The 24,176-nt window shown below is 38.6% G+C and carries 21 protein-coding genes; 8 read left to right on the top strand and 13 right to left on the bottom strand.

All coding sequences use genetic code 11. The features are described from left to right. Nucleotides 1-151: 151 nt before the first annotated feature. The 3 genes from KO529_RS21680 to KO529_RS21670 form a co-directional block, all read right to left on the bottom strand. Nucleotides 152-1,174: a hypothetical protein gene (locus tag KO529_RS21680; protein WP_215949944.1), complete on the bottom strand. Its 1,023-nt coding sequence runs from the start codon at nt 1,172-1,174 to the stop codon at nt 152-154. A gap of 115 nt (nt 1,175-1,289) precedes the next feature. Then, nucleotides 1,290-1,856 (bottom strand): hypothetical protein, encoded by a 567-nt coding sequence (locus KO529_RS21675; protein ID WP_215949943.1) that lies wholly within the window; start codon nt 1,854-1,856, stop codon nt 1,290-1,292. A gap of 110 nt (nt 1,857-1,966) precedes the next feature. Beyond that, the gene (locus KO529_RS21670; protein WP_215949942.1) at nt 1,967-2,986 is read right to left on the bottom strand and encodes a hypothetical protein; all 1,020 of its coding nucleotides are present in this window, start codon (nt 2,984-2,986) and stop codon (nt 1,967-1,969) included. Nucleotides 2,987-3,299: 313 nt separating this feature from the next. On the opposite strand from KO529_RS21670, the gene KO529_RS21665 reads away from it, so the two are divergent. The 5 genes from KO529_RS21665 to KO529_RS21645 are packed head-to-tail and all read left to right on the top strand — an operon-like array spanning nt 3,300 to nt 8,548. Further along, the gene (locus KO529_RS21665; RefSeq protein ID WP_215949941.1) at nt 3,300-3,881 is read left to right on the top strand and encodes an RNA polymerase sigma factor; all 582 of its coding nucleotides are present in this window, start codon (nt 3,300-3,302) and stop codon (nt 3,879-3,881) included. A gap of 4 nt (nt 3,882-3,885) precedes the next feature. Continuing rightward, nucleotides 3,886-4,611: a hypothetical protein gene (locus KO529_RS21660; RefSeq protein WP_215949940.1), complete on the top strand. Its 726-nt coding sequence runs from the start codon at nt 3,886-3,888 to the stop codon at nt 4,609-4,611. A 54-nt stretch (nt 4,612-4,665) separates the two neighbouring features. Next, nucleotides 4,666-6,753, top strand: coding sequence for a M1 family metallopeptidase (locus KO529_RS21655; RefSeq protein WP_215949939.1), 2,088 nt, complete (start codon nt 4,666-4,668; stop codon nt 6,751-6,753). Continuing rightward, complete coding sequence (locus KO529_RS21650) at nt 6,750-7,661, top strand: patatin-like phospholipase family protein (RefSeq protein ID WP_215949938.1); 912 nt, start codon at nt 6,750-6,752, stop codon at nt 7,659-7,661. The genes KO529_RS21655 and KO529_RS21650 overlap by 4 nt, the downstream gene beginning before the upstream one ends. Then, on the top strand, nt 7,658-8,548 hold the full coding sequence (locus tag KO529_RS21645) for a patatin-like phospholipase family protein (protein WP_215949937.1): 891 nt from the start codon (nt 7,658-7,660) through the stop codon (nt 8,546-8,548). Before KO529_RS21650 ends, KO529_RS21645 begins: the two co-directional genes overlap by 4 nt. A gap of 12 nt (nt 8,549-8,560) precedes the next feature. Here KO529_RS21645 and KO529_RS21640 read toward each other — a convergent pair whose 3' ends face one another. The 4 genes from KO529_RS21640 to KO529_RS21625 all read right to left on the bottom strand — a co-directional run bounded on the left by KO529_RS21640 (nt 8,561) and on the right by KO529_RS21625 (nt 13,221). Further along, nucleotides 8,561-9,079 (bottom strand): hypothetical protein, encoded by a 519-nt coding sequence (locus KO529_RS21640; protein WP_215949936.1) that lies wholly within the window; start codon nt 9,077-9,079, stop codon nt 8,561-8,563. Between the two features lie 266 nt (nt 9,080-9,345). Further along, the gene (locus KO529_RS21635; protein ID WP_215949935.1) at nt 9,346-10,149 is read right to left on the bottom strand and encodes an OmpA family protein; all 804 of its coding nucleotides are present in this window, start codon (nt 10,147-10,149) and stop codon (nt 9,346-9,348) included. A 102-nt stretch (nt 10,150-10,251) separates the two neighbouring features. Further along, nucleotides 10,252-11,832 (bottom strand): FMN-binding glutamate synthase family protein, encoded by a 1,581-nt coding sequence (locus KO529_RS21630; protein WP_215949934.1) that lies wholly within the window; start codon nt 11,830-11,832, stop codon nt 10,252-10,254. A 114-nt stretch (nt 11,833-11,946) separates the two neighbouring features. Further along, the gene (locus KO529_RS21625; protein WP_215949933.1) at nt 11,947-13,221 is read right to left on the bottom strand and encodes an amidohydrolase; all 1,275 of its coding nucleotides are present in this window, start codon (nt 13,219-13,221) and stop codon (nt 11,947-11,949) included. Between the two features lie 256 nt (nt 13,222-13,477). Here KO529_RS21625 and KO529_RS21620 point away from each other — a divergent pair, with 256 nt between their 5' ends. Then, entirely contained in the window at nt 13,478-15,799 is a 2,322-nt protein-coding gene (locus KO529_RS21620) for an ATP-dependent helicase (RefSeq protein WP_215949932.1), read from the top strand. Between the two features lie 42 nt (nt 15,800-15,841). Here KO529_RS21620 and KO529_RS21615 read toward each other — a convergent pair whose 3' ends face one another. Beyond that, nucleotides 15,842-16,687: an alpha/beta hydrolase gene (locus KO529_RS21615; protein WP_215949931.1), complete on the bottom strand. Its 846-nt coding sequence runs from the start codon at nt 16,685-16,687 to the stop codon at nt 15,842-15,844. A gap of 47 nt (nt 16,688-16,734) precedes the next feature. Between KO529_RS21615 and KO529_RS21610 the strand changes: the two genes are divergently transcribed. After that, nucleotides 16,735-17,355, top strand: coding sequence for an L-threonylcarbamoyladenylate synthase (locus tag KO529_RS21610; RefSeq protein ID WP_215949930.1), 621 nt, complete (start codon nt 16,735-16,737; stop codon nt 17,353-17,355). 82 nt (nt 17,356-17,437) lie between these two features. Here KO529_RS21610 and KO529_RS21605 read toward each other — a convergent pair whose 3' ends face one another. The 3 genes from KO529_RS21605 to KO529_RS21595 all read right to left on the bottom strand — a co-directional run bounded on the left by KO529_RS21605 (nt 17,438) and on the right by KO529_RS21595 (nt 19,997). Further along, entirely contained in the window at nt 17,438-18,286 is an 849-nt protein-coding gene (locus KO529_RS21605; RefSeq protein ID WP_031443860.1) for an OmpA/MotB family protein, read from the bottom strand. A gap of 97 nt (nt 18,287-18,383) precedes the next feature. After that, the gene (locus KO529_RS21600) at nt 18,384-19,388 is read right to left on the bottom strand and encodes a glycosyltransferase family 2 protein (protein WP_215949929.1); all 1,005 of its coding nucleotides are present in this window, start codon (nt 19,386-19,388) and stop codon (nt 18,384-18,386) included. Nucleotides 19,389-19,547: 159 nt separating this feature from the next. Beyond that, nucleotides 19,548-19,997 (bottom strand): type I restriction enzyme HsdR N-terminal domain-containing protein, encoded by a 450-nt coding sequence (locus KO529_RS21595; protein ID WP_215949928.1) that lies wholly within the window; start codon nt 19,995-19,997, stop codon nt 19,548-19,550. A gap of 26 nt (nt 19,998-20,023) precedes the next feature. Between KO529_RS21595 and holA the strand changes: the two genes are divergently transcribed. Then, on the top strand, nt 20,024-21,022 hold the full coding sequence (gene holA / locus KO529_RS21590) for a DNA polymerase III subunit delta (protein ID WP_215949927.1): 999 nt from the start codon (nt 20,024-20,026) through the stop codon (nt 21,020-21,022). Nucleotides 21,023-21,152: 130 nt separating this feature from the next. Here the strand turns inward: holA and KO529_RS21585 are convergent, their stop codons facing one another. Beyond that, the gene (locus KO529_RS21585; RefSeq protein WP_215949926.1) at nt 21,153-21,515 is read right to left on the bottom strand and encodes a DoxX family protein; all 363 of its coding nucleotides are present in this window, start codon (nt 21,513-21,515) and stop codon (nt 21,153-21,155) included. 125 nt (nt 21,516-21,640) lie between these two features. Next, complete coding sequence (locus KO529_RS21580; RefSeq protein WP_215949925.1) at nt 21,641-24,052, bottom strand: alpha-ketoacid dehydrogenase subunit alpha/beta; 2,412 nt, start codon at nt 24,050-24,052, stop codon at nt 21,641-21,643. Between the last annotated feature and the right edge of the window lie 124 nt (nt 24,053-24,176).

Raw genomic sequence — 24,176 nt, 5'->3', positions numbered from 1 at the left:
ACTCCCTAGTAACTAACGTTTTCTATAACTCTTTGGTATATGTTAAAATTCTTTTGTAAGATTAAGTAATTATAGAATGGTGGCCTAATACCGGCCACCATTCTTGAATAATAATTCAAAACCAATTCATTGAATAATGTATGTCCTATTATTATGGCAAATTGTTTATCAGGGCCTTAAGCTGGGCATCCGATGTAGTTGCCGTTTCCGATAAATTAAAGGTAATTGTCCCGTTGTCCACAATGGTTACCGCTTTTATGGCATATAACCAGTTTCCGTTGTCTTCGCTTACAAAGATGACATGAGCCTCTAAACCGATAGGAATTTGACCATAGTGTTCTGTAAACAATTCCAGATCTTCATCATATTTATCCAAAAAGGCCAGGGCGTTTGGTTCTCCATCATAGGAGATATAAACGGCACTGTTTTCATCATTAAAGCCTTCCGGCACATCAACCAAGAGTCCTGTTTTTGGTCTGGGATCACTTGCAAAACGATCAACATTGGTCCACCCAAATTCTTGGAAGAAGGTATAATAGGCGTCTCCCTGAGTTATACCTTTACCTATTTCTATACCAGGCATATTTCCTTCATCATCACGAATTTCATCCCAAATTATATCGTCACATCCCACGGCATTATCGCAATCTTCACCAATGGTACCTTTCCATAATGACATTTGGTTATCGGCACCACCGGTTAAATCAACAGGAATAACTACCTGCATATTACAACCTAGGTTCAATTGATCTCCTCCTTGAGTGGCATTGACATAAAACTCGCCGCCTGAGATCATAATAGCTTTCCCTCCGTCGTCCATTCTGCCCATTGTTGTTTTGTTGGTCAACAACATATTACCCCTGTCATAAAGTTCTACAATCTCAACAGCTACCTGCCCAGTAACGGCATTCCCGTTTTTTGTTAAACAAGTACCATTAATGCTTATTTGGGTTCCATTTTCAGTTGTAAAAACTCCCATTCCAGAAGCATCGAACTGAAAATTTTGGGTCAATTCTGCCAAGGCATCTGCTTTCAGGCCAGAAAATGCCTGTGGTGTGGCCGCTTGGAACGGAATTCCCTGTTCGTCCGTTTGATCGCCTTCTTCCCTTGAACAACTGGCCATTGTTATTACTGCCATTGCTACCATTCCGAATAATTTTCTAGTGTTTTTCATAATTGATTGTTTTAAGATTTGTTTATTTAATGTTTTACATCCTTATATCAAGAGGGCTTCAGTTTTGTTACCCCTGATTTCTAATTTTTTTTTCGAAAACTGTTTTTTAAAGGGTTTATTTAAAGATTATATCAATATAGGGCACCCCAAAGTCTATTGCCGGTCCGCCATTTTGATGAAAATTTGAACCTGTAATGGTCATTATTCCGTTAGTGTATGGAAAACTCATAGCATTATTGGTTGCCAATCGTCCAATAGTATTTCCAATGTTCGCCCCCCAATTGGTTTGAATTCGTTTTATGGTGTAGGAGGTTCCTGCTACTAGGTTAATGGTAGCAGAAGGTGTGACATAAGAAGTTCCTGTAGCCGAGAAAATGTGGGAACCAGTGTATATGGTATTTGTTGTAGTGTTGTCCACTATTTCTATAACATAAGGTGTAGTGGCAACACCAGATTGACTCTGATACCCAATTTCGCATACTTCCTTGGTTGCAGATAGCATAAAAGTATATTCATGTATTTCAGTGTCATACGTTACATTGTCCGAATGACCGGCACTGATCATACTTTGATAAAGTGTTTGGAAGTCCGAAGTGGAATTATCACAAAACACTGTGGGGTCACCGTCATCTGGAGTACAGGACACAATTCCGAGAACTAATATTAGCATCAATTTTTTCATAATAGGTTATTTTAAATTTGTATTGTTTATTGTTTTATATTTCTATATCAACAGTCCTTTGTTTTTGTTACCCTGTTTCCTAAACAAATTTTGTTTTTTGTGTATTACAGTTATGGCAAAGCGTTTATCATGGTAATCAGTTGGCTCTCGGTGGTCGTGCTCAAATCGCTTTCTTCGATAACTATAGTGCCATCTGCAATTATTGTAACGGGGTTTATGGCATATACCCAATTGCCGTTGTCCTCACTAACAAAGATGACATGACACTCTAGACCAATTGGAATAATACCGGTATGCTCGGAAAATAATCCGGTCTCAGGGTCATAGGCGTCCAAGTTGGCTAGTGAGCCTGCCTCCCCATTATATGACAGATAAAGCGCACAATTCCCATTATCAAAACCTTCAGGTACCGCTGCCCATAACTTCGTCTTAGGTCTAGGGTCATTCCAAAAACGGTCAACGTTTGTCCATCCAAAACTGTTGAATAAGGCCATATATAATGATTGCCCGGCAGCACCTTGACCAATGTCTATGCCAGCTCCTAGGCCATTACGCTTTTGCTCTACCCAAGTAACATCATCACATCCGGTTTCAATATCACAATCCATACCTATTAGGCCGTCCCAAAGCGTCATTCCGGTATCATCACCTCCGGTAAGTGCCGTTGGAACGAAAACTTGCATAGGGCAAATAAGTTGTAGCAATTGTCCATTTTGTGTAGCTTCAATAAAAAATTCCCCTCCTGTAACCAAAAGTTCCTTGCCTCCTGTAGGAGAAAGACCCATAGTAGTTTTATTGGTGGCCAGCATAGTCCCTCTATCAAAAAGCTCTATTACTTCCACATCTACCATGCCTGTAACAGCATTACCATTATTGGCTAAACAGCTTCCGTTAATAGTTATCTCAACACCCTTTTGGGTCGTGAAAGTTCCGGAGCCATCCACATCTATTTGAAATGTTTGTTTTAGATTTTCTAAGGCGGTAGCTTTAAGATCCGTGAAATCTTGGGGAGAAGCCCGTTCAATTGTTACGTCCAAAATATCGTTATCTCCATGTTCATCTTTTTGGCAACTTGTCATCAAAGCCACCGTCATTAAAAAAAGTCCTAAAATTTGTTTTGAATTTTTCATGATTATTATTTTTTGTTAAGAATGATTTTTTTGATTGTTCACCCCTATATCAATGTGCTTTGGATTTTGTTACCCCATTGGTTTAAAATATTTTCATTTTATTAGGTTCTATTATGGATACGAGGAGTTATTTGGTGATACCAAGGGGTCTTCTTTATCTATTATTTGCTAATTTCCTAGGACAACATCAGCCAATACCTTTTAATGGGCCAGAAAGAGAATGGCTGGGGTTCTGTAAGCTTTGTTGAGCCGATACTTTGTTTTACAAGAAAGGAACCCAGAGTTTTCTTATTTTAGGCAAAATTTTCAATTCATGGCAGGATCAAGCATCCATCCCGATCAGAAGTACATAGAGGGTTTATTGATAAACAGTCCGTTGGTGATTAAAAGCATCTATGATCGTTTTGTCCCAAAGGTGGTGGGGTATATAACTAAAAATAGCGGCAATGAAGATGCCGCAAAAGATGTTGTCCAAGAGGTATTGGTAGCAATTTATAATCAAGCCAAACATAAAGGATTGCAATTGACCTGTCCGTTCGATGCCTATTTTTTCCTGCTTTGTAAACGGCGATGGTTGAACGAAATCAAAAAAAGTTCTTTAAAGGAGGTAACAATAAACGAAGAGGTTGTATCTATAAATGACGATGCACAACAACTGGCAGATGAATTTGATATTGAACAACAAAAGAAGTTGGTGTTCAATCGCATGTTTCAAAAACTAGGGGACGCCTGCAAAGATCTATTAAAAGCAACTTTCGAAATAAAATCGATGGATGAAGTGGCTCAAAAACTGGGAGTAACCTATGCCTATGCGCGAAAAAAGAAATCCCTGTGCATTGGCGAATTGACTCGAATGGTACAGGAATCGTCGGAATATAAAAACCTAAAAGCCTAAAATCATGAACGAATTGGATTTAGAACTATACGAAGCATATCTCGACAACACCCTTGATTCGGAAGCAAAAAAGGCATTTGAAGCCCGTTTGTTGGATGATGCATCTTTTAAGGCATCTTTTGATTCCTATAAGGAAACTTCTGACTACTTGTCTGAAAAATTCACCTACCAGGAGGATTTAAACGCTTTTGAAAATAATCTCAAAAATATAAGTAAGGAGCATTTTACCAAAAAAGCATCCCCCAGTTACAAAACTGAAATATGGAAGTACGCAGCCGCAATTGTACTGTTGATCACTATTGGAGGTTATTTTCTTATGGATAATAATGAGCCGCAGTATAATGATTTTGCATCCCAACCCACTATTTCATTGGTACAGAGAAGTAGTGGAGACCCTATGGCAAAAAAAGCAGAGAATGCTTTCAATAACAAGTCCTTTAAAGAGGCAATTAATTATCTAAATGAACTATTGGGTAATGACCCCAACAATCAAGAATTGTTGTTGTATAGGGGTATTGCCCAAATTGAAACTGCTGCCTACGGCAATGCCTATAAGGATTTGGACAAAGTTGCGTCTGGCAGTTCGGTTTATAAAAATGAGGCCTTGTGGCAAAAAGCCTTGGGACTTTTGAAGCAAAAGAATTACAATAAGTGTAAGCTGGTTTTGGTAGAAATACCACCAACGGCCGATGAATATAATAAGGCACAAAACCTGCTTAAAAAATTATAGTCCGTATGCCATAATTAATTTAACAAGGCCGTACCAAGGTCTTATATTTGTAGTATGAAGCATTTCCTTTTTGTTTTTGTTTTTCTGACAACCCATTTACTTTCCGCCCAGCATCAGGACAAGGTAGATTTTATTCAGGGAAAAGTAGATATAAAAATAGATCCCAAGGACGAAACCATTACGGGATCCGTAACCTACAAATTGAACGTCCTACAAAAAGTGGATACCGTTTTTCTTGATGCCCAAAATCTAAATCTAATAGAGGTCAAACTCAATAATAAAAAAGTTAAGCTTACTAATAACGGCAAAAAAATCGTAGTCCATAAACGCTTTAAGGCCAATAAAACCTATACGTTGGATATCACCTATTCTGCCAATCCCAAACAGACCGTATATTTTTTAGGTTGGAAGGACGACATTCTTGGCAACGAGCAGGTCTGGACCCAAGGTCAAGGAAAATATACCAGTCACTGGCTTCCCAGTTTTGATGATATGACCGAAAAGGTTGAATATGACCTCAATATCAGCTTTGATAAGACATACGAAGTAGTAGCAAATGGTGCCTTGGTCGCGACCAAAGAATTGGACGGATTGAAAAAATGGAGTTTTAATATGGACAATCCAATGAGTAGCTATTTGTTGGCTTTTGCCATTGGGGATTACCATAAGAAAGAAGTGGAATCCACTACCGGGATTCCCATTGGTCTATATTTCTACCCAAGTGATAGTACCATGGTGGAACCTACCTATAGATATACTACAGCGATTTTCGACTTTTTGGAAAAGGAAATAGGAGTGGCATATCCGTGGCAGAATTATAAGCAGGTACCTGTTAGGGACTTTTTATATGCGGGAATGGAAAATACAGGGACCACAATTTTTTCAGATTCCTATGTAATGGATTCCATTGCATTTAATGACAGGAACTATGTAAATGTAAATGCCCATGAGATGGCACATCAGTGGTTTGGTGATTTGGTTACCGAAGTGGACGGTGGTAGCCACTGGCTTCATGAAGGTTTTGCTACCTATTATGCCCTGTTGGCCGAGAGAGCGCTTTTTGGTAATGAATATTATTATTGGAAATTATACGAATCGGCAATCCAATTACAGGGATTAACCAAAGAGGATAAGGGAGAAGCCCTAATTGATCCAAAGGCCAGTAGCCTTACTTTTTATGAAAAGGGAGCATGGGCGTTGCATATGTTGAGGGAACAATTGGGGGAGGAATTTTTTAGTCAGGGAATACAACAATATTTAAATACGTACAGATTTAGAAATGCCACTGTGGATGACTTTATTAAGGTTATGGAGTTGGTCAGTGACACTGATTTGGGTGCGTTCCGGAAGCGATGGTTGGAGGATAAGGAATTTCCTTTTGGGGAGGCTAAAACAAGCTTGGTTCGTGAATCGGAGGATTTGAGGAATTTCTTCGGGCTGCAAAAGAAAGCAATGACCAGTAGCATGGACAATGAATCCATTATAAAAAAGTATTTGGAAAGCACAAATTCCGATCAATTAATGGCCAAAATCATTAAAACGTATTACAAATCCCTATCCCAGGATTTTATAAAGGAATTGTTAAGGATTGAAAGTGTGCTAGTTAGGCAGGCGCTGGCTACTTCCACAGTACAGTTGCCACTGGATCTAAAATCTGAATATGAATCACTTTTGGACGATAGGAGTTATATTACCAAAGAGGAAATGTTGTACAAACTTTGGATAAATTACCCGAACGAAAGGGAAAAATACTTGGATAAGACCAAGGGGATCATTGGCTTTTCAAATAAGAACATTCGCATATTATGGCTCACCCTGGCTTTGCTCACCAAGGATTATGAATCCAATAACACCAACGAGTATTATTTGGAACTCAGTGGGTATACTTCCCCTGTGTACCCCTATGAAGTTAGGCAAGGCGCATTTCAATTCTTGGAGCAATTGATTGGTTTTTCAGACAACAATTTGTTGGATCTTGTAGATGCAACCCAGCATCATTCTTGGCAGTTTAGAAAATATGCCCGTTCATTATTGGACCAACTTTTGGAAAAAAAGGAATATCGGGATAGAATAGATAAATTGAGAGTAAAATTTAATAAGGAGGAATTACGTTATATTAGCAACAAACTGATTTCGGAATGAGAGCATTGGTAATTTCTGGTGGTGGTAGCAAGGGTGCATTTGCCGGTGGCGTAGCCCAATACCTGATGCAAGAATTGAACCACAATTACGATTTATTTTTGGGCACCTCCACAGGCAGTTTATTGATTTCCCATCTCGCCCTACAAAAAATTGAAAAAATTAGGCAGGTCTATACTTCGGTAAATCAACATAATATTTTCAGTAATTGTCCCTTTGTGATAAAAAAGAAATATGGCATAGAGACCATTGGGATCCATCATATAAATGTGATGAAAAATTTTTTCAAGGGCAGCAAGACTTTTGGAGAAAGTCATAATTTACTTCAGTTGATCAAGAATACTATTTCCATTGAAGAATTTGAGCATTTAAAAAATGGTCCTTTGGATATAGTGGTAACCGTCTCCAATTTGTCGTTGAACCAGGTAGAGTATAAATCCATCAATGACTGTACCTATGAGGAATTTTGTGAATGGATATGGGTTTCCTGCAACTATACCCCATTTATGTCCTTGGTAAAAAAGAATGGATGTGAATATGCGGATGGCGGATTGGGCAGTATGGTTCCTATTGAAGAGGCTATTAGAAGAGGGGCAAAGGTAGTGGATGCCATAATTTTGCAAACAGAGGTTACCCAATTAAATAGAATGCCCTCCAAGAACGTATTTTCATTACTTACCAGTATGTTTGCCTTTATGTTGGATAGGATAGAACAACAAAATATTAGGATAGGCAAGTTTGTAGCCAACCATAACGATGCAATAATCAACTTCTATTATACGCCCACTGTACTCACTACCAACTCTCTTATATTTGAAAAGGAAAAAATGACGGTATGGTGGGAAAGTGGATTTAATTTTGCCAAACATAAAAACTCTGAAACCAACCTAATAGAGACTGGAATTCTATGAAAGCACTCGTAATTAGTGGGGGAGGGAGTAAAGGGGCCTTTGCTGGTGGCGTGGCCCAATACCTAATGGAAGTTGAAAAACGGGAATATGATATTTTGGTTGGTACCTCCACGGGCAGTCTTTTAATTCCACAATTGGCCTTAAACCAAATTGACAAACTGCATGATATCTATACCAATGTTAGTCAACGTTCCATTTTTAGCCTTAACCCCTTTGTAGTACGAAAAAAAGGTGACAGGGAATATGTGTCCATAAATTTTCTAACTACCATTCTCCAATTTGTAAAGAGCAAACGTACTTTTGGAGAAAGCAAGGCTCTGAGAAGGACTATTAAAAAGAATTTTAGTGAAGCGGAATTCCAGAGGTTAAAAAAAGGACGAAAAGATGTAGTCGTGACGGTTTCCAATCTTTCCAAGAACAGGATCGAATATAAATCCATTAAGGATTTTTCCTATGATGAATTCTGTGATTGGATTTGGATTTCATGCAACTATATTCCTTTCATGTCCTTGGTAAAAAAAGACGGATTTGAATACGGCGATGGTGGGCTAGGGTGTGTTGTTCCCATTAGGGAAGCCATAAGACGAGGAGCTACGGAAATAGATGCCATTATCCTTGAGTCCGAAAATATGGAACATAACAAGGTTTTGGGTAGAAACCCTTTCTCACTTATGTTAAGTATTTATGGTTTTGTTTTGGACCAGATAGAATATCATGACATATCTGAAGGGGTATTGGCGGCAAAACATAATGGGGTGCAATTAAACTTATATTACACCCCCACTAAATTAACTGAAAACTCCTTGGTCTTCAATAAGAAACTTATGTCGCTATGGTGGCAACAAGGGTATAGGTACGCACAGGAAAAATTTTCCAGCGTTGTTTAAGGTAAATTTTAGTTACCAGAGTTCCCCAATTTCCTTTTTAACGTAAGCCAAAGCAGTTGCCGAAGGAGAGCTTTTTTCCATGGTTTCATTTAGAATATCCTCACGGAGCTTGTCTGCCGAATCCGATTCGCTCATTCCTGCCTTCCTGATCATTTGTATGGTGGCACTTTTTGCCGCCTTAATTATATTCCAACATTCATCGGTCATATAGATTTGTTGGGATAGGTTATGCTCAAATTCATTTTCGATACTTTTGATCAGCAAATTTTCATAATCGTTTTTATTGCTGTTTTTAGGTCCTACCCTTACCACCAAACTAGGAATTGCAATTCTCTCCAGAAACAGGGCCATTCTTTCGTAGGCTTGTAATCTAATAGGCAAGGTGTTTTTTTGACTGTCTTTATGCAATAGGTATCGTCTTCTACCTTCTTCGTTTCTGGTATGTAATCTAAAAAAATAAAAGGCGACCACTCCGGTTACTACAGCGGGTAACAAATAGGCAAATAGTTGAAAAATTTCCTCTCCACTCATTTTGTATTGGTATTTTTTGGTTTGTTGATTATTTAACGGCTTATTCCATTAAAAATTATGGTAGGTTTCAATTTTTTACCTGTCACCACTATAATTGGATTAAACTAACCTAGGTCATAAAAAAAAGCGCTAAGTAGCGCTTTTTAAATTGTAATGACTGTTTTATCAGATTTTATATTGCGGTTGTTGAATTGGCTTTCCCAGAGGGAGGTGCTTAAAACTATTCACCATAATATGTTCCTGACGGTTTCAATAACTCTAATGACTTATTTCATGCTCTCCTTTACCAATTTAAAGAATTCATAAAATCTTGGTTGTACAATGATTTCGGTAGCAGTTTCAATACTGTAAAGTCCTAATTCCGATTTCCCTGTGGCGATGATTCGTTTGGGCTCTATTTGATATTTGCTTTCCAGGATCCTAGCTACAGCAGCAGCTTGTTGGGTTCCAATTTCCCAGTTATTCAATTTATTGTCCTTGGATTCCACCAAGTTGCTATTGCTTACAATTTGAATATCCATTGTAGGGTTGGCTTTCAAAATACTTCCAATCTTGGCAATAATAGCCTCTGCCTTGTCCTGTACTTTGAAATTCTTGGAATTCTCGCCAAATATATAACTGTTGTCCATTACCACCGCTACGGCACCATTGCTGACAGTTATCTTGGGATCACTGCCCAATGTTTGCTTAAATTGGGTAAAAACAGCTAGGGTTATAGAGTCGTGACTGCTCAATGCATCATTGATAACCCTCAATTGCGCTTCCTTTTGAACAAGGCTTTCCAGGGTGCTATTTATATGGTCGGATCTCTTATTGGAGGCTTCCGTAAAACTATTTAAGTTTTTTAATAGATTGGCATTGGTTTCCTTAAGTTCATTTACCTGTGCTTCATAGGACTCCACTTTGGCCGAAGCAATTCTTTCTTCGCGTTTGGATTCCGACAGAGCTGTTTCAGACTCCCTTAACTGAGATCTTAGACCATCTACTTCCAGAATAAGATCTTTCTTGCTTTGTGCCTGTGAAATGGATATGTACATTAAAAAAACTAAAATGGTAAAAATTCTTTTCATAGATAATATTTGTTTATTTGAATATTCGGGTAATTCTAATTGGTTGCGTTACTGCAAGGATATACAATTTGATATTACGTGCAAAATTAATATTATATTTGATTAAGGGCCAATCTTATTTTTCATATACTCATTGCCTCCCAAATATGGGCAATTATAAAGATCCTGTATTCCTGAAAAAGGTACTACAGCCTTATTATATCCATAAGTAGAGGATAACGACCTGTTCAAATCATTGTCATCCACATTTACCTGTATATCATCCATAGTAAACTGACAGGGATGTTCATAACCACCAGCATGAGTTATTTCCAGGAATTCCTTTCTAAAGGTTTTGAAATATTGGGACAATCTATCAGATTTCAGAGGAACATTTATTCCGCCCTGCAACCATTTACTTTGGGTAGCTATTCCGGTCGGACATCTGTTGGTATGGCATACTTGGGCCTGGATACAACCAATGCTCATCATGGCTTCCCTAGCTACATTTATACAATCTACACCCATGGCAAATGCCATAGCCGCTTTTGCAGGGAACCCCAATTTTCCACTTCCAATGAACACTATTCTTTCTGTTAGATCGTAGCTTTTAAACAATTTATAAAGACTGGAAAATCCGTATACCCAAGGCAAGGATACATGGTCGGCAAAACTTGGAGGGGCAGCTCCCGTTCCTCCTTCACCACCATCAACGGTGATAAAATCCGGTCCCTTTCCTGTTTCTATCATCAATTTGGCCAATTCCTCCCACTGATCCAATTTGCCAATGGCTCCTTTTAAGCCAACGGGAAGACCTGTTTGTTCAGCAATATCTTCAATTAACTGCATTAATTCCGGTACAGAATTGAAAGCCGAATGGGTAGCTGGGGACAATACATCCTTGCCCATAACAACGCCTCTTATTTCGCTGATTTCATGGGTTATCTTTGCGGCCGGCAAAACACCTCCCTTACCCGGTTTTGCTCCCTGTGAAATTTTAATTTCAATAGCTTTGATGCAGGGGTTATCCAACACCAATTGTTTCATTTTTTCCATGGAAAAATTTCCATCTTCACTTCGTACCCCAAAGTATCCTGTTCCAAAGTGGAATATTACATCCCCACCTTGTTTATGATAAGGGGAAAGACCACCTTCCCCAGTATTCTGATAAGCGCCCGATTTTCTTACTCCATTGTTCATAGCATCTACTGCAGCAGCAGATAATGACCCAAAACTCATGGCTGAGACATTGATTACGGATGCAGGCCTATAGGGCTTTTTACGTTTGTTGTAAGATCCAATGATTTTGGCACAGGGTAAAAAACAGGGATCGGTAATGTTAGGGTGGTTCCCTGGAAGTTTATAAGCCATCATCTGGTTCTTGACAAAAATATGTTGATGTGCATAAATGTCCCGGTCCGTTCCAAAGCCTTCGTAATTATTTTCCTTTTTCGCCGAGGCATAGATCCATCCCCTCTCTATACGGTTGAACGGAAGTTCTTCCCTATTGTTGGCAACGAAATATTGTCTCATTTCAGGACCAATGCTCTCCAACCAATACCTTAAATGTCCTACAATAGGGAAGTTATGTGAAATGGTGTGCCCTTTCTGCACAAAGATGTCCCTGATGGCCACCACAACCAAAAACACTATTATCCATGCCCACCAAGGTAGGTTAGCTAGGATGTTTAAAATTGAATCCATATTTGAAATTTAAGTTTTAAAGATGACTTGAGTGATTATAGAAAATAGGCCTTGTTTCCAAACTACAGTTGCCTCAATAATAAATTGGGCATCCTCATTTGTTTTACAAAGTTTTTAATTGTTCAGGAAGTCCAAACTCATTTCTGTTAGTGCCTTTACCCCAAGAATCATTCCATTTTCGTCTATGCTGAAGTCGGGCGTATGATGTGGAAAAGATGCCGTATTTCCAGGAGTCATGCCTCCCAAGAAAAAGAAGAATCCAGGTACCTCATTTTGAAAATAGGAGAAATCCTCACCACCGGTTACGGCCTTTTGTATTTGTACATTATCCTGTCCCGCGACCCTTTTTAAGGTAGGCAACATTTTAACTACCAGTTCGGGATTGTTAAAGGTAATGTCCGTATTACTTTTTATCTCAATAGTGGCCGTACCACCATATGCCTTGGCAATGTCGGGTACCATTTCTTTCATTCTCTCGGTAATCTGCTTTTGCATGTTATAGTCCAAGGTTCTTATGGTTCCGATCATTTCTGCACTTTCAGGGATAATATTGAAACGGACACCACTCGTAATCTTGCCCACACTAATTACCGCTGCTTCATTGGTAAGGTCAACTTCCCTACTAATAATGGTCTGTAGGCCATCTATGATCTTGGCACTAATGAGAATGGGGTCTATACCCTTCCATGGTTGTGAACCATGGGTCTGTTTTCCCTCTACCTGAATAACGAAGCGTTGCACGGCTGCCATTAGTCCTTCAGATTTATACCTTATGACCCCAACTGGGGTAGCGGAATTAATATGAAGTCCAAAAATAGCATCCACATCCGGGTTTTTAAGAACCCCTTCCTTGACCATTAATAGTGCTCCTCCTTCTTCCCCAGGAGGAGGACCTTCTTCGGCAGGTTGAAAAATAAATTTAATGGTTCCTTTGATTTTGTCCCTATTTTTGGACAGAATTTCCGCAACACCCATTAGGATGGCCGTATGGGTATCATGACCACAGGCGTGCATAACACCAACCTCTTGTCCTAGAAATTCGGATTTTACAGTAGATTTAAACGGAAGGTCGTTTCTTTCCGCAACGGGCAAGGCATCAATATCGGCCCTTAAAGCAATTACTTTTCCATTTTTATTACCTTTTAGTATCCCTACAACCCCAGTTTTGGCAACTCCTGTTTGTACCTCTATCCCTAAGGATTTCAAATGCGATGCTATTTTTTCAGCGGTATTGAACTCTCTATTGGATAACTCCGGATTTTGGTGAAAATCTCTCCTCCAATCTATAACCTTGGGTTCAATACTCTTATATTCCTTTTCAAAATTGTATTTCTGAGCCGAGGAAATTAAACACCACAAAAGCATTGGGAGAATTAAATATAACTTCATACAACTAAATGGGATTTAAAATTTTAGATGCCCAAGACTTAATTGTCTTAAACACTGACCTTAGTTTTTAATAATTTTACATATGGCAACATCATAAAAAGTGTTGTTTTATGTAAAATTGGATTTATAGGATAAATATATTCAAATTAGAACTATTAACTCGGTTGGATTATCACAAATATTAAAGTTGATTTTTTGATAAGGCTATTTATGGTTAAATTCACCGATCGTAACGAGCTTAATATCTACATACGTTTTGGAGAACTATATTAACGAATTAAATGAAGCCCAGAAGGCTCCTGTTTTGCATAAGGACGGGCCTTTGATGGTGATTGCAGGGGCCGGCTCCGGTAAGACAAGGGTATTGACTTACCGTATTGCTTATTTAATGAGCCTAGGAGTGGATTCCTTTAATATTTTGGCTTTGACCTTTACCAATAAGGCAGCTAGGGAAATGAAGAAGCGTATTGCCGATATTGTTGGTACTTCCGAATCCAAAAATTTAATGATGGGTACTTTTCATTCCGTTTTTGCCAAGCTTTTAAGGTTTGACGGTGATAAGTTGGGTTACCCCGCCAATTTTACTATTTATGACACCCAAGATTCGCAACGTCTCTTATCCGCTATTATTAAGGAGATGGGTTTGGATAAGGATATTTATAAGTATAAGCAGGTACAAAATAGAATATCTTCCTATAAAAACAGCCTCATTACCGTAAAAGCGTATTACAACAATCCGGATTTGGTAGAGGCAGATGCCATGGCCAAACGCCCCAGGATGGGCGAGATTTATCAGAACTATGTGGATCGTTGCTTTAAGGCCGGTGCCATGGATTTTGATGATTTATTGTTAAGAACCAATGAGTTGTTGACAAGATTCCCTGAAGTTTTGGCCAAATATCAGGATAGGTTTAGGTATATTCTGGTAGACGAGTACCAGGATACCAACCATTCCCAATATTTGATCGTTAAGGCACTGTCGGACAGGTTCCAGAATATTTGTGTGGTAGGGGATGACGCCCAGAGTATATATTCCTTTAGAGGAGCAAACATTAGTAACATCCTTAATTTTCAAAAGGATTATGACAATGTTGGTATGTATCGCTTGGAACAGAATTATAGGTCCACCAGGAATATTGTGAATGCCGCAAACTCCATTATTGCCAAGAATACAAATCAATTGGAAAAAGTAGTATGGACTTCCAATGACGAAGGACCTTTGATCAAGGTGCACCGGAGTCCAACGGATGCCGAAGAAGGACGATTTGTATCTGGAACTATTTTTGAAGAAAAAATGCAAAACCAGATGCCGAATGGTAATTTCGCGGTATTGTATAGGACTAACTCCCAATCAAGGGCTATTGAGGATGCCCTAAGAAAACGTGATATACCATATCGTATTTATGGGGGACTTTCCTTTTATCAGCGGAAGGAAATAAAGGACGTTCTGTCTTATTTGAGATTGGTCATTAATCCTAAAGATGAAGAAGCGCTTAAGCGTATTATCAATTTTCCTACACGTGGCATTGGACAGAGTACTTTGGACAAACTTACCGTTGCCGCAAATCACTATAACCGTTCTATTTTTGAGGTTATGGAGAACCTGGACAGAATAGATTTAAAGATAAATTCTGGAACTAAAAGGAAATTGGGCGACTTTGTAGCCATGATCAAGAGCTTTCAGATCATGAACGAAAGTGCCGATGCCTTTACCTTGGCAGAACATGTAGCCAAAAAATCCGGAGTATTGTTGGAATTCAAAAAAGATGGCACTCCGGAGGGAATAGGGAAGATGGAGAATATTGAAGAGCTGTTGAACGGTATTAAAGATTTTGTTGAAGGGCAAAAGGAATTGGCAGATGCCAAAGGGGATATTGGCGAGTTTTTGGAAGATGTAGCCCTGGCAACGGATCTTGATAAAGATACAGGGGATGATGACCGAGTGGCTTTAATGACGATTCACTTGGCCAAAGGATTGGAATTTCCATATGTATTCATCGTGGGGATGGAGGAAGATCTATTCCCATCTGCCATGAGTATGAATACCAGGAGCGAATTGGAAGAGGAAAGGCGCTTGTTTTATGTTGCATTGACACGGGCGGAAAAACAGGCATATTTAACCTATACACAAAACAGATATCGTTGGGGCAAACTGGTAGATGCAGAACCCAGTAGATTTATTGAAGAAATTGATGAAAAATTTGTGGAAAATCTTACCCCAGTGGTAAGATCCAGATATACCCCCTTAATTGATGTTGATATTTTTGGCGATGTTGATAAGAGTAGATTAAGACAGAACAAACCTGTACAAGGTACTCCACCCAGTGGTGTTAAGCCCAATGAAAATCAATTGCGAAAACTCCGTAAACTAAAACCCGAACTTGGTACTCCTGTTGGTAACACCAATTCGGTAGACCCCAATTTATCCGAAGGTTCATTAGTAAACCATACTAGATTTGGTAGGGGACAGGTAATAAAAATTGAAGGGGTTGGAAATGACAGGAAGGCTGAAATTAAATTTGATAAGGGAGACATTAAAAAACTTTTACTAAGGTTTGCCAAGTTGGAGGTACTCTAATTCCAAAGGCACCGTAGAAAGCTTTTATTACGCAAGGATAGACTATAAATGCTCTTGGATAAAAGCCTTTAATTTAATAGTCGTGTCCAATAGATCCAAACCTACCCAACCGTGACCTCCGTTAGGGTATAGGGTAAATTCGTGCTCTACGTTTAATTCCATTAATCTATCCCTTAGACTAATTCCTTGGGAATTTGGAATTAATGGGTCCTGTGCCCCATAAAATAATAGGGTGGGAGGAGAAGTTGTGGTTACCTGATATAAAGGACTCACCTCTTCCAAAACTTCTGGATCATTCCCAAATTGATCTAAAAGGATCCTTAATTCTTCATTTGGAGTATTTATGTATGCCTCGTCCAACAGATTCGTAGGCCCAACAATACTGCAGACCATCTTCACCTGCTTTTTGGTATCGTGTGCATAGCTCCATAACAAGGAAAGGTGGGCTCCGGCACTGGCTCCAATAAATCCAATGTCTGTGGATATCTGAAACTCCTGAGCCTTATTGCGCAATTGGCTTACTACAAGATTTATATCATCTATTTGCATGGGATATGGAGGATTGTTGTCATCCGCCAATCTATAATTCATGTTAACCACTGCAATACCGGGTAATTGACTCTTGATAAAATCCTTAAATGCATCCATTTCGGATTTATCACCAGCAGCCCATCCTCCTCCATGTATCAAAATCAGCACTTTAGTATCCTTGGTCCTATTTTGTGGAAGATAAATATCATACTTTTGATGCAAATCGGAACCGTATTCCAAATTCATCATGGTTTTGGCTTCCAAGGCGGCAATTTCCGGGGCAATAGAGTCCTCCGAACATGAGCTAGTGACAATAAAAAGGAAATTTAAAAGTAGGATGAAGACGAACTTATACATGATAATATTATTTCTTAAATTGATAACGTCTTTTTTTAACTAATAATATGGCAGAATTAATAAAAATATATCCAGAAAATCCAAATCCCAAGGAAATTAAGAGGGTAGTGGATGTACTAAAAAAGGGAGGGCTGATTATTTATCCAACAGATACGGTGTATGGCTTGGGATGTGATATTACAAACACCAAAGCCTTGGAAAAAATAGCACGGATAAAAGGGGTAAAATTGGCCAAGGCGAATTGGTCCTTTATATGTGCCGATCTTAGTAATCTTTCGGATTACGTAAGACAAATTGATACCTCTACCTTTAAAATTCTAAAGCGGGCCCTACCCGGACCTTATACTTTTATACTTCCTGGGAACAATAATCTACCCAAAGAATTTAAAAAGAAAAAAACGGTGGGTATTCGTATTCCCAATAATTCCATTGCCAGGACCTTGGTTGAAGCTCTGGGAAACCCTATCGTTTCAACCTCCATTCGAGATGAGGATGAACTATTGGAATATACTACCGATCCGGAATTGATCTATGAGAAATGGAGAAATCTGGTAGATATAGTCATTGATGGTGGTTATGGGGACAATATGGCCTCTACGGTAATAGATTTATCTGAGGATGAACCCATAGTGGTCAGGGAAGGAAAGGGCAGTTTGGATATATTTTAAGAAAAAAAAGTTTTCAACTGAATATAGAGCAAAAAAAAAGCGACCCATTAGGTCGCTTTTTAAGTTGAATAATTTATTATTCTTAGTTGATCTTAGGATCTTTCATTCCCTCTTCGATCATACTGTAGAATTGATCAATTTTTGGAAGTACAACAATACGTGTTCTTCTGTTCTTAGCCTTGTCTGTTGGGGAAACAGGAATATATTCTCCTCTTCCTGCAGCAGTCATACGCTTAGGATCAACACCGTAATCTTTTTGTAAAATACGTACAACTGAAGTAGCACGTTTCACACTTAAATCCCAGTTGTCATATAAAACACCGCTGTTGTATGGATCAGTATCGGTATGACCTTCAACCATAAATTCGAAATCTGGTTTGTTGTTAACCACTTGGGCAACTTTACCTAAAATTTCCTTAGCTCTCTGAGTTACGTTAAAGCTACCGCTTCTAAATAAAAGTTTGTCAGAAATAGAAACAAAAACAACTCCTTTTTCTACACTGATTTCAATATCCTCATCATCCAAGTTTCCAAGAACACCTTTTAAACTTTGTACCAAAGCCAAGTTTACAGAATCTCTTCTAGTAATGGCGTCGTTAAGTTTTCTTATAGTTAAATCCTTTTCTTTTAAACTTTCCAAGGATTTCTCCAAGTTATCGGCACCTTTACTTGTAAGAGTGGTAAGGTTACCCATATTATTAATTAAGTCTTGGTTGTTGGCTTTAAGGAAGGCATTCTGATCTTCCAAAGTCTGCATTTTTGAAGTTGCAGCAGCCTTATCTTCCAAACAGGTGTTTAATTTAACTGTCGCGGAATTTAATAAATCCTGTGCTTCTTTTGCTTTGGCTTCCATATCCGCATATTTCTTTTGCGACACACATGAAGACAACAAAAGGGTAATACCTAAACAGCCTAAAATGATTTTTCTCATAGTTATGATAATAGAATTAATAATTTATAATTTAATTAGGTTCGTTTTAATGTTGGCAAAATTATATAAAACGCAATATTTTGCGAGACCAATTTAGTTAATCTTTTACTAAATTGTTAAAAATTTTTACATGATTTATATAATAAGCCCAAACAATAGATTTTATAGCGTAGTAATTACCTGTAAAATAGGCCTTTTCGCGTTTGTTGTATAAGGTCGAAAAATTTTTGTAAAAACTAAAATGGGCCTGCAATATTGCCCAAAAATGCTTAAACCTGCCTTGAAAAATAAAATTCAGCCCCGCTAGACCATCCAATACCAGTCTCAAAAGTATTATTGGGAATACTTTTCTTGCAGGAAGGTTTTTAACAAGGGAATACAGGGAGTTCCTAAAGTTAAGAAAGGTCTTTTTTGGATTCATACTACTTAAGGTTGAACCACCTACATGATATACTTCTGAACCTCCAACATAATAAACTTTGTGCCTCTTATTTTTTGCCCTCCAGCATAAGTCTATTTCCTCCTGATGGGCAAAATAATCCTCATCAAATCCGTTTAGTTCCTGGAATACATCCTTCTTTATGAACAAACACGCTCCGGTAGCCCAAAATATTTCCTTTACGTCGTTGTACTGACCATTATCCACTTCCAATTCATTAAAAATACGTCCCCGGCAAAATGGATAACCAAATTTGTCAATAAACCCACCTGCGGCACCGGCGTATTCAAAATGGGCCTTGTTTTTATAATCCAATATTTTAGGCTGAACAATTGCCGCTAGGGGGTTGTTCTCAAATTCCTTTATTATTGGGATAAGCCAATCCTTGGTTACTTCCACATCGGAGTTTAAAAGACAATATATATCGGCGTTTATGTGAGGCAGAGCATCATTGTATCCCTTGGCGTAACCCCCATTGCTCAAATTTTGGATGATACCTATCTCTGGGTATCTCTTTTTAAGGAAGGCGATAGACCCATCTGTAGAGGCATTGTCGGCGACATAAACTTCGGCTTCCTTGGAGAATTCCGTTACGGAAGGTAGAAACTTTTCCAAAAGCGCTTCTCCGTTCCAATTAAGTATAACTACTGCTATTTTCAACATTTTCTATAATGCCCAAAACAACAGGCATATATTCAAATTTAGAGGTTCAGATTAAGTCGGCAATGTAAAGAAATAAATTATAAATGACTATGAATATTTTGATAACCAATGTCCACAGCACATAATTTTTAATGGATAATTGAATAGTTGGGCTATCCCTTACTTAGGTCTATAGTCCGGAATATCCGTAAGAAAACTATATTGCTCCCTCTCAAAATCCATGCTACAAAAAAAATGGTCCAAGCCGTTGGTAACCATTAAATATTTGGCTTTGAGCAAAAGGTTATATCGGGCAATTTGGTCAAAAACCACTTGGTCTATTTTAATATCGGGCGATTTGCATTCTACCAGAATTTCGATACTCCCGTTCGGATTGAAGACGACCACATCGTATCTTTTTTTTAAGTTATTAATTAGCAATTGCTTTTCAACATTGATATGGGCCTTGGGATAATTTTTGTCTGAAATTAGATTATGCACTACGTGCTGCCTTACCCATTCTTCGGGTTGTAAAACCACAAATTTTTTGCGTATGACATCAAAAATATAGATTTTATTTTCCCTATTTTTGAATCGAAAGGGATAGGACGGATAGTTTAATGGTTGCATTGTGCAAAGTTGATGATTTTTTTTAGATGGATGAGGTAAAACAAATTGTAAGCAATATAAAAAAAGGGGATATAGCACCAATATATTTTCTGACAGGTGAAGAACCTTACTATATTGATAAGATAGCGGAGTATATTGAAAAAAGTGTCCTAACGGAGGAGGAACGGGGATTTAATCAGGTTATCCTATATGGTAAGGAAATTACGATTGAGGACATCGTGAGCAATGCCAAGAGATATCCCATGATGGCGGAGCGCCAAGTGGTCATTGTTAAGGAGGCGCAACATCTATCCCGTACCATAGAAAACCTTGTTTCCTATGCCGATCAGCCCCAACCTTCCACAATATTGGTATTATGTTATAAATACAATAAGCTGGATAAACGTAAGAAGTTATATAAATCCATTAAAAAATCGGGGGTAATATTTGAAGGCAAAAAGCTATATGAAAATCAAGTAGGGGATTGGATTAAAAAATCCCTGCATTCTCGAGGCTACGGCATTACTTTTAAGGCGGCCAATTTATTGGTCGAGTTTCTTGGCACCGATTTGGGCAAGATAGATAAGGAACTCGAGAAATTGTGTTTGGTTGTCCCAAAAGGAGTTGAGATCAACCCGGAAGCCATTGAATCCAATATTGGAATTAGTAAGGATTACAACAATTTTGAACTTAAAAAAGCAATAGGGGAGAGAGACGTTGAAAAAGCAACTAGAATTGTCAATTATTTTGCCCAGAATCCAAAGGACAATCCGTTCGTTCTAACAATAACCCTTTTGTACTCTTTTTTTATACAATTGCTTTCGTATCACGGCTTAAAGGATCACTCCCCTAAGAGCGTTTCCACCGCCCTGGGCATAAGACCATTTTTTGTTTCTGAAATTCAGACAGCGGCAAGAAATTATCCCATGAGACGCGTTAGTGAAATTATTTCCAGTTTAAGGGAATTGGATGTTAAGGGCAAAGGTGTGGGATCCAACATTTCACAGGCGGACTTACTAAAAGAATTATTGATCAAAATATTCTAATCCCATTCAAGGTTGAGTGGCACAGGAGCAAGAAAAATATTCCAAAATGTGTCCACATGGAATAAATCGCGTACCATAGATCGCAAGGACCGAAAGGCCTTGGGCAGTAACAGAATTATTGCAGTAATATTTACTTCTTATCTAGGCTATATTTTCCAGGCCCCAGCATAAGTATTGAGATAAAGGCAACCAAAAATAAAACGGCCTTTTCTTTTACAGGGAAAGGATCAGCTCCGTGAACGATCAATGCTGCAACCAACATGGTTATTATAGTAGGAACTGTTGCCCAACGTGTTTTAAAACCAACAATAATCAAGATTGGACAAATAAATTCCCCTATAACCGCAAGAAATAGGGAAGGGGCGGCGCCAATTCCAATGGGATCTCCAAATTCAAAATTACCGCCAATCAGTTTTTGAAATTTAGGTAGTCCGTGGGTAATCATTACAATAGCGGAAGAAATCCGAAGAAATAGTAGGCCTAGGTCTTTCATTGGGGGAAATAGGTTTTAAAAAATTAATAGATTTAAAGCCACTAAAAGTAACCATTAGTTTTTTAAAAACAAAAGGAATTTTGATTGTCCAATTATTTTTAAAAACCTTGAAAAGGGCGTTACAGCTATCTCAATTTAGGAAAATCAGAAGGATTTGATTCGTGCATTATAGAATATACCTTTTCAAATATATCCTCGGAGTTAGGTTTGGAAAAGTAGTCTCCATCTGTGGCATAAGCCGGTCTATGTGCCTTTGCAGTAAGTGTTTGGGGTGCACTGTCCAAATATTTATACGCTCCCTGTTTCTCAATAATTTCATGTGTTAAATAGGCGGAGCAGCCTCCTGGAACATCTTCGTCTATAACCAACAACCTACTAGTTTTTTTAATACTCTTAAGTACGTCCTGACGTAAATCGAACGGCAATAAACTTTGGGCATCCACAACTTCGGCATCGATACCCACTTCTTTAAGTTCTTCAGCTGCCTGCATCACTATTCTTAAGGTAGAGCCATAGGAAAGTAAAGTAATATCCGCTCCAGTTCTAACTACTTCAACAATTCCGATCGGTGTACATATATCCCCAAGGTTATTTGGTTTGGGCTCTTTTAATCGATACCCATTTAAACTCTCGATCAACAATGCCGGCTCGTTTCCTTTCATAAGGGTATTGTAAAAACCTGCAGCCTTTGTCATATTTCTTGGCACTAAAATATACATACCCCGCAATAAGTGGATCAACCCACCCATTTGTGAACCAGAATGCCATATCCCTTCCAATCGGTGCCCACGGGTCCTCACTATCAATGGAGCCCTTTGTTTCCCAACGGTCCTGTAGAGCAGTGTGGCCAGATCATCGGTCAATGTAAAAAGGGCATAGAAAATATAATCCAAATATTGAATTTCCGCAATGGGTCGTAATCCTCGCAGCGCCATTCCTATACCTTGTCCAATTATACTTGCCTCCCTAATTCCAACATCGGCCACCCGGAGTTCCCCATATTTCTTTTGCAATCCTTCCAAGCCCTGGTTTACATCTCCTATGGTTCCACTGTCTTCCCCAAAAATCAATGCTTGGGAATATCTTTCAAAAAGAGAATCAAAATTGTCCCTAAGGATAATTCTTCCATCCACTTGCTCGGGATCTGCATCATAAGTAGGGACAACCTCAGGAACACTCAAGGCATTATTGCTTTGTTCGTTGTACAGATGGGAACTGAACTTGGTTTGGGATTCCTCTAAAAAATTCTTGGTCCAAGCAGCCAAAAGATCTTTTTCTTTGCTGCTTTCGCCCAACAAATATCGCATCGCCTTTCTGGCTTTGGAAGCCATATCCTTTTTTATAGGCTCTTCAATGGCGATCAGATCGTTTTTTAATTTGGTGATAAAAAGTTTGTTCATACTGGAGTTGGCAGCATTTTCCAATAAGTTCACCAATATACTTTTTTGCTCCTTATGGGGTGTCAAAAACTCTTCCCACGCCTCTTTGCGGGCGCTTCGAACCTGTCTTTTAATATTCTTTTCAAGCGATTTTAACTCTTCTTCCGTGGAAATTTTGTTTTCCAATATCCATTCCCTGTATCGCTTATTACAGTCATTTTCCTTTTCCCATTGCAAACGTTCCTCACTTTTATAACGCTCATGTGAACCCGAGGTAGAATGTCCCTGCGGTTGCGTTAGTTCGGTTATGTGGATTATAACAGGAACATGTTCGTCCCTGGCAATATCAGAGGCATTTTCATAAGCATGGATCAAGGCCGTATAATCCCAACCCTTAACTTTTAAAATTTCATAGCCCTTATGGTCCTTGTCCCGTTGAAAACCGACTAGAACTTTTGATATATCTTCCTTGGTAGTCTGGTGTTTTGCATGTACGGAAATACCATAGTTGTCATCCCATATACTTATCACCATGGGCACTTGCAATACCCCGGCGGCGTTTATGGTTTCAAAAAAAACGCCTTCACTAGTACTGGCATTACCAATGGTTCCCCAGGCTACTTCATTGCCATTATCGGAAAATTTGGAACTGTGTTTAACTTTAACGTTCCTATATATTTTAGATGCCTGGGCCAAACCTAGCAATCTTGGCATTTGTCCTGCAGTACAGGAAATATCGGCGCTGCTATTCTTTTGTTTGGTGAGGTCTCTCCAACTGCCATCTTCATTTATACTATAGGTGGTAAAGTGACCTCCCATTTGCCTACCGGCACTCATGGTTTCTTTGGTTATATCGGTAGTGGCATATAGTCCATGGAAAAATTCCTTAGGCGTAAGAAGCCCCAAAGCCATCATAAACGTTTGATCCCTGTAATAGCCGCTCCTAAAATCGCCATCCCTGAAAGATCTGGCCATGGCCAATTGCGGAAGCTCCTTACCATCCCCGAAAATTCCAAATTTAGCCTTTCCGGTCAGAACTTCCCTTCTACCCAATAGGCTACATTCCCTGCTCGTAACTGCAATTTCATAGTCCTTCAATATTTGTAATTGAAAATCGTCAAATGAAATATCGTTGCTTGCTTCGGAATCTATATTCATTACGCTATTGATGGTTTATCGCAAAAATATCAAATCAATATGGTTTTTGCAACCTATGGCAGAGGATAATAATTAATAATTCTTTAAAGAATATCGAAGTGTATTTTTAAAAAATAAGAATATC

It is taken from the genome of Arenibacter algicola (assembly GCF_018860365.1).
GTDB lineage: Bacteria > Bacteroidota > Bacteroidia > Flavobacteriales > Flavobacteriaceae > Arenibacter > Arenibacter algicola_B.
Note: the sequence above shows the minus strand (reverse complement) of the source record. Positions and strands in the feature narration are given on the sequence as shown.

Excerpts from the sequence above, each read along its gene's own strand:
- KO529_RS21645 (WP_215949937.1), top strand. The coding sequence starts at position 7,658 with ATGAAAGCACTCGTAATTAGTGGGGGAGGGAGTAAAGGGGCCTTTGCT.
- KO529_RS21670 (WP_215949942.1), bottom strand. The coding sequence starts at position 2,986 with ATGAAAAATTCAAAACAAATTTTAGGACTTTTTTTAATGACGGTGGCT.
- KO529_RS21605 (WP_031443860.1), bottom strand. The coding sequence starts at position 18,286 with ATGAGAAAAATCATTTTAGGCTGTTTAGGTATTACCCTTTTGTTGTCT.
- KO529_RS21635 (WP_215949935.1), bottom strand. The coding sequence starts at position 10,149 with ATGAAAAGAATTTTTACCATTTTAGTTTTTTTAATGTACATATCCATT.
- holA (WP_215949927.1), top strand. The coding sequence starts at position 20,024 with ATGGATGAGGTAAAACAAATTGTAAGCAATATAAAAAAAGGGGATATA.
- KO529_RS21680 (WP_215949944.1), bottom strand. The coding sequence starts at position 1,174 with ATGAAAAACACTAGAAAATTATTCGGAATGGTAGCAATGGCAGTAATA.
- KO529_RS21610 (WP_215949930.1), top strand. The coding sequence starts at position 16,735 with ATGGCAGAATTAATAAAAATATATCCAGAAAATCCAAATCCCAAGGAA.
- KO529_RS21650 (WP_215949938.1), top strand. The coding sequence starts at position 6,750 with ATGAGAGCATTGGTAATTTCTGGTGGTGGTAGCAAGGGTGCATTTGCC.
- KO529_RS21640 (WP_215949936.1), bottom strand. The coding sequence starts at position 9,079 with ATGAGTGGAGAGGAAATTTTTCAACTATTTGCCTATTTGTTACCCGCT.
- KO529_RS21615 (WP_215949931.1), bottom strand. The coding sequence starts at position 16,687 with ATGTATAAGTTCGTCTTCATCCTACTTTTAAATTTCCTTTTTATTGTC.
- KO529_RS21630 (WP_215949934.1), bottom strand. The coding sequence starts at position 11,832 with ATGGATTCAATTTTAAACATCCTAGCTAACCTACCTTGGTGGGCATGG.
- KO529_RS21595 (WP_215949928.1), bottom strand. The coding sequence starts at position 19,997 with ATGCAACCATTAAACTATCCGTCCTATCCCTTTCGATTCAAAAATAGG.
- KO529_RS21665 (WP_215949941.1), top strand. The coding sequence starts at position 3,300 with ATGGCAGGATCAAGCATCCATCCCGATCAGAAGTACATAGAGGGTTTA.
- KO529_RS21655 (WP_215949939.1), top strand. The coding sequence starts at position 4,666 with ATGAAGCATTTCCTTTTTGTTTTTGTTTTTCTGACAACCCATTTACTT.
- KO529_RS21585 (WP_215949926.1), bottom strand. The coding sequence starts at position 21,515 with ATGAAAGACCTAGGCCTACTATTTCTTCGGATTTCTTCCGCTATTGTA.
- KO529_RS21580 (WP_215949925.1), bottom strand. The coding sequence starts at position 24,052 with ATGAATATAGATTCCGAAGCAAGCAACGATATTTCATTTGACGATTTT.
- KO529_RS21660 (WP_215949940.1), top strand. The coding sequence starts at position 3,886 with ATGAACGAATTGGATTTAGAACTATACGAAGCATATCTCGACAACACC.
- KO529_RS21675 (WP_215949943.1), bottom strand. The coding sequence starts at position 1,856 with ATGAAAAAATTGATGCTAATATTAGTTCTCGGAATTGTGTCCTGTACT.
- KO529_RS21625 (WP_215949933.1), bottom strand. The coding sequence starts at position 13,221 with ATGAAGTTATATTTAATTCTCCCAATGCTTTTGTGGTGTTTAATTTCC.
- KO529_RS21600 (WP_215949929.1), bottom strand. The coding sequence starts at position 19,388 with ATGTTGAAAATAGCAGTAGTTATACTTAATTGGAACGGAGAAGCGCTT.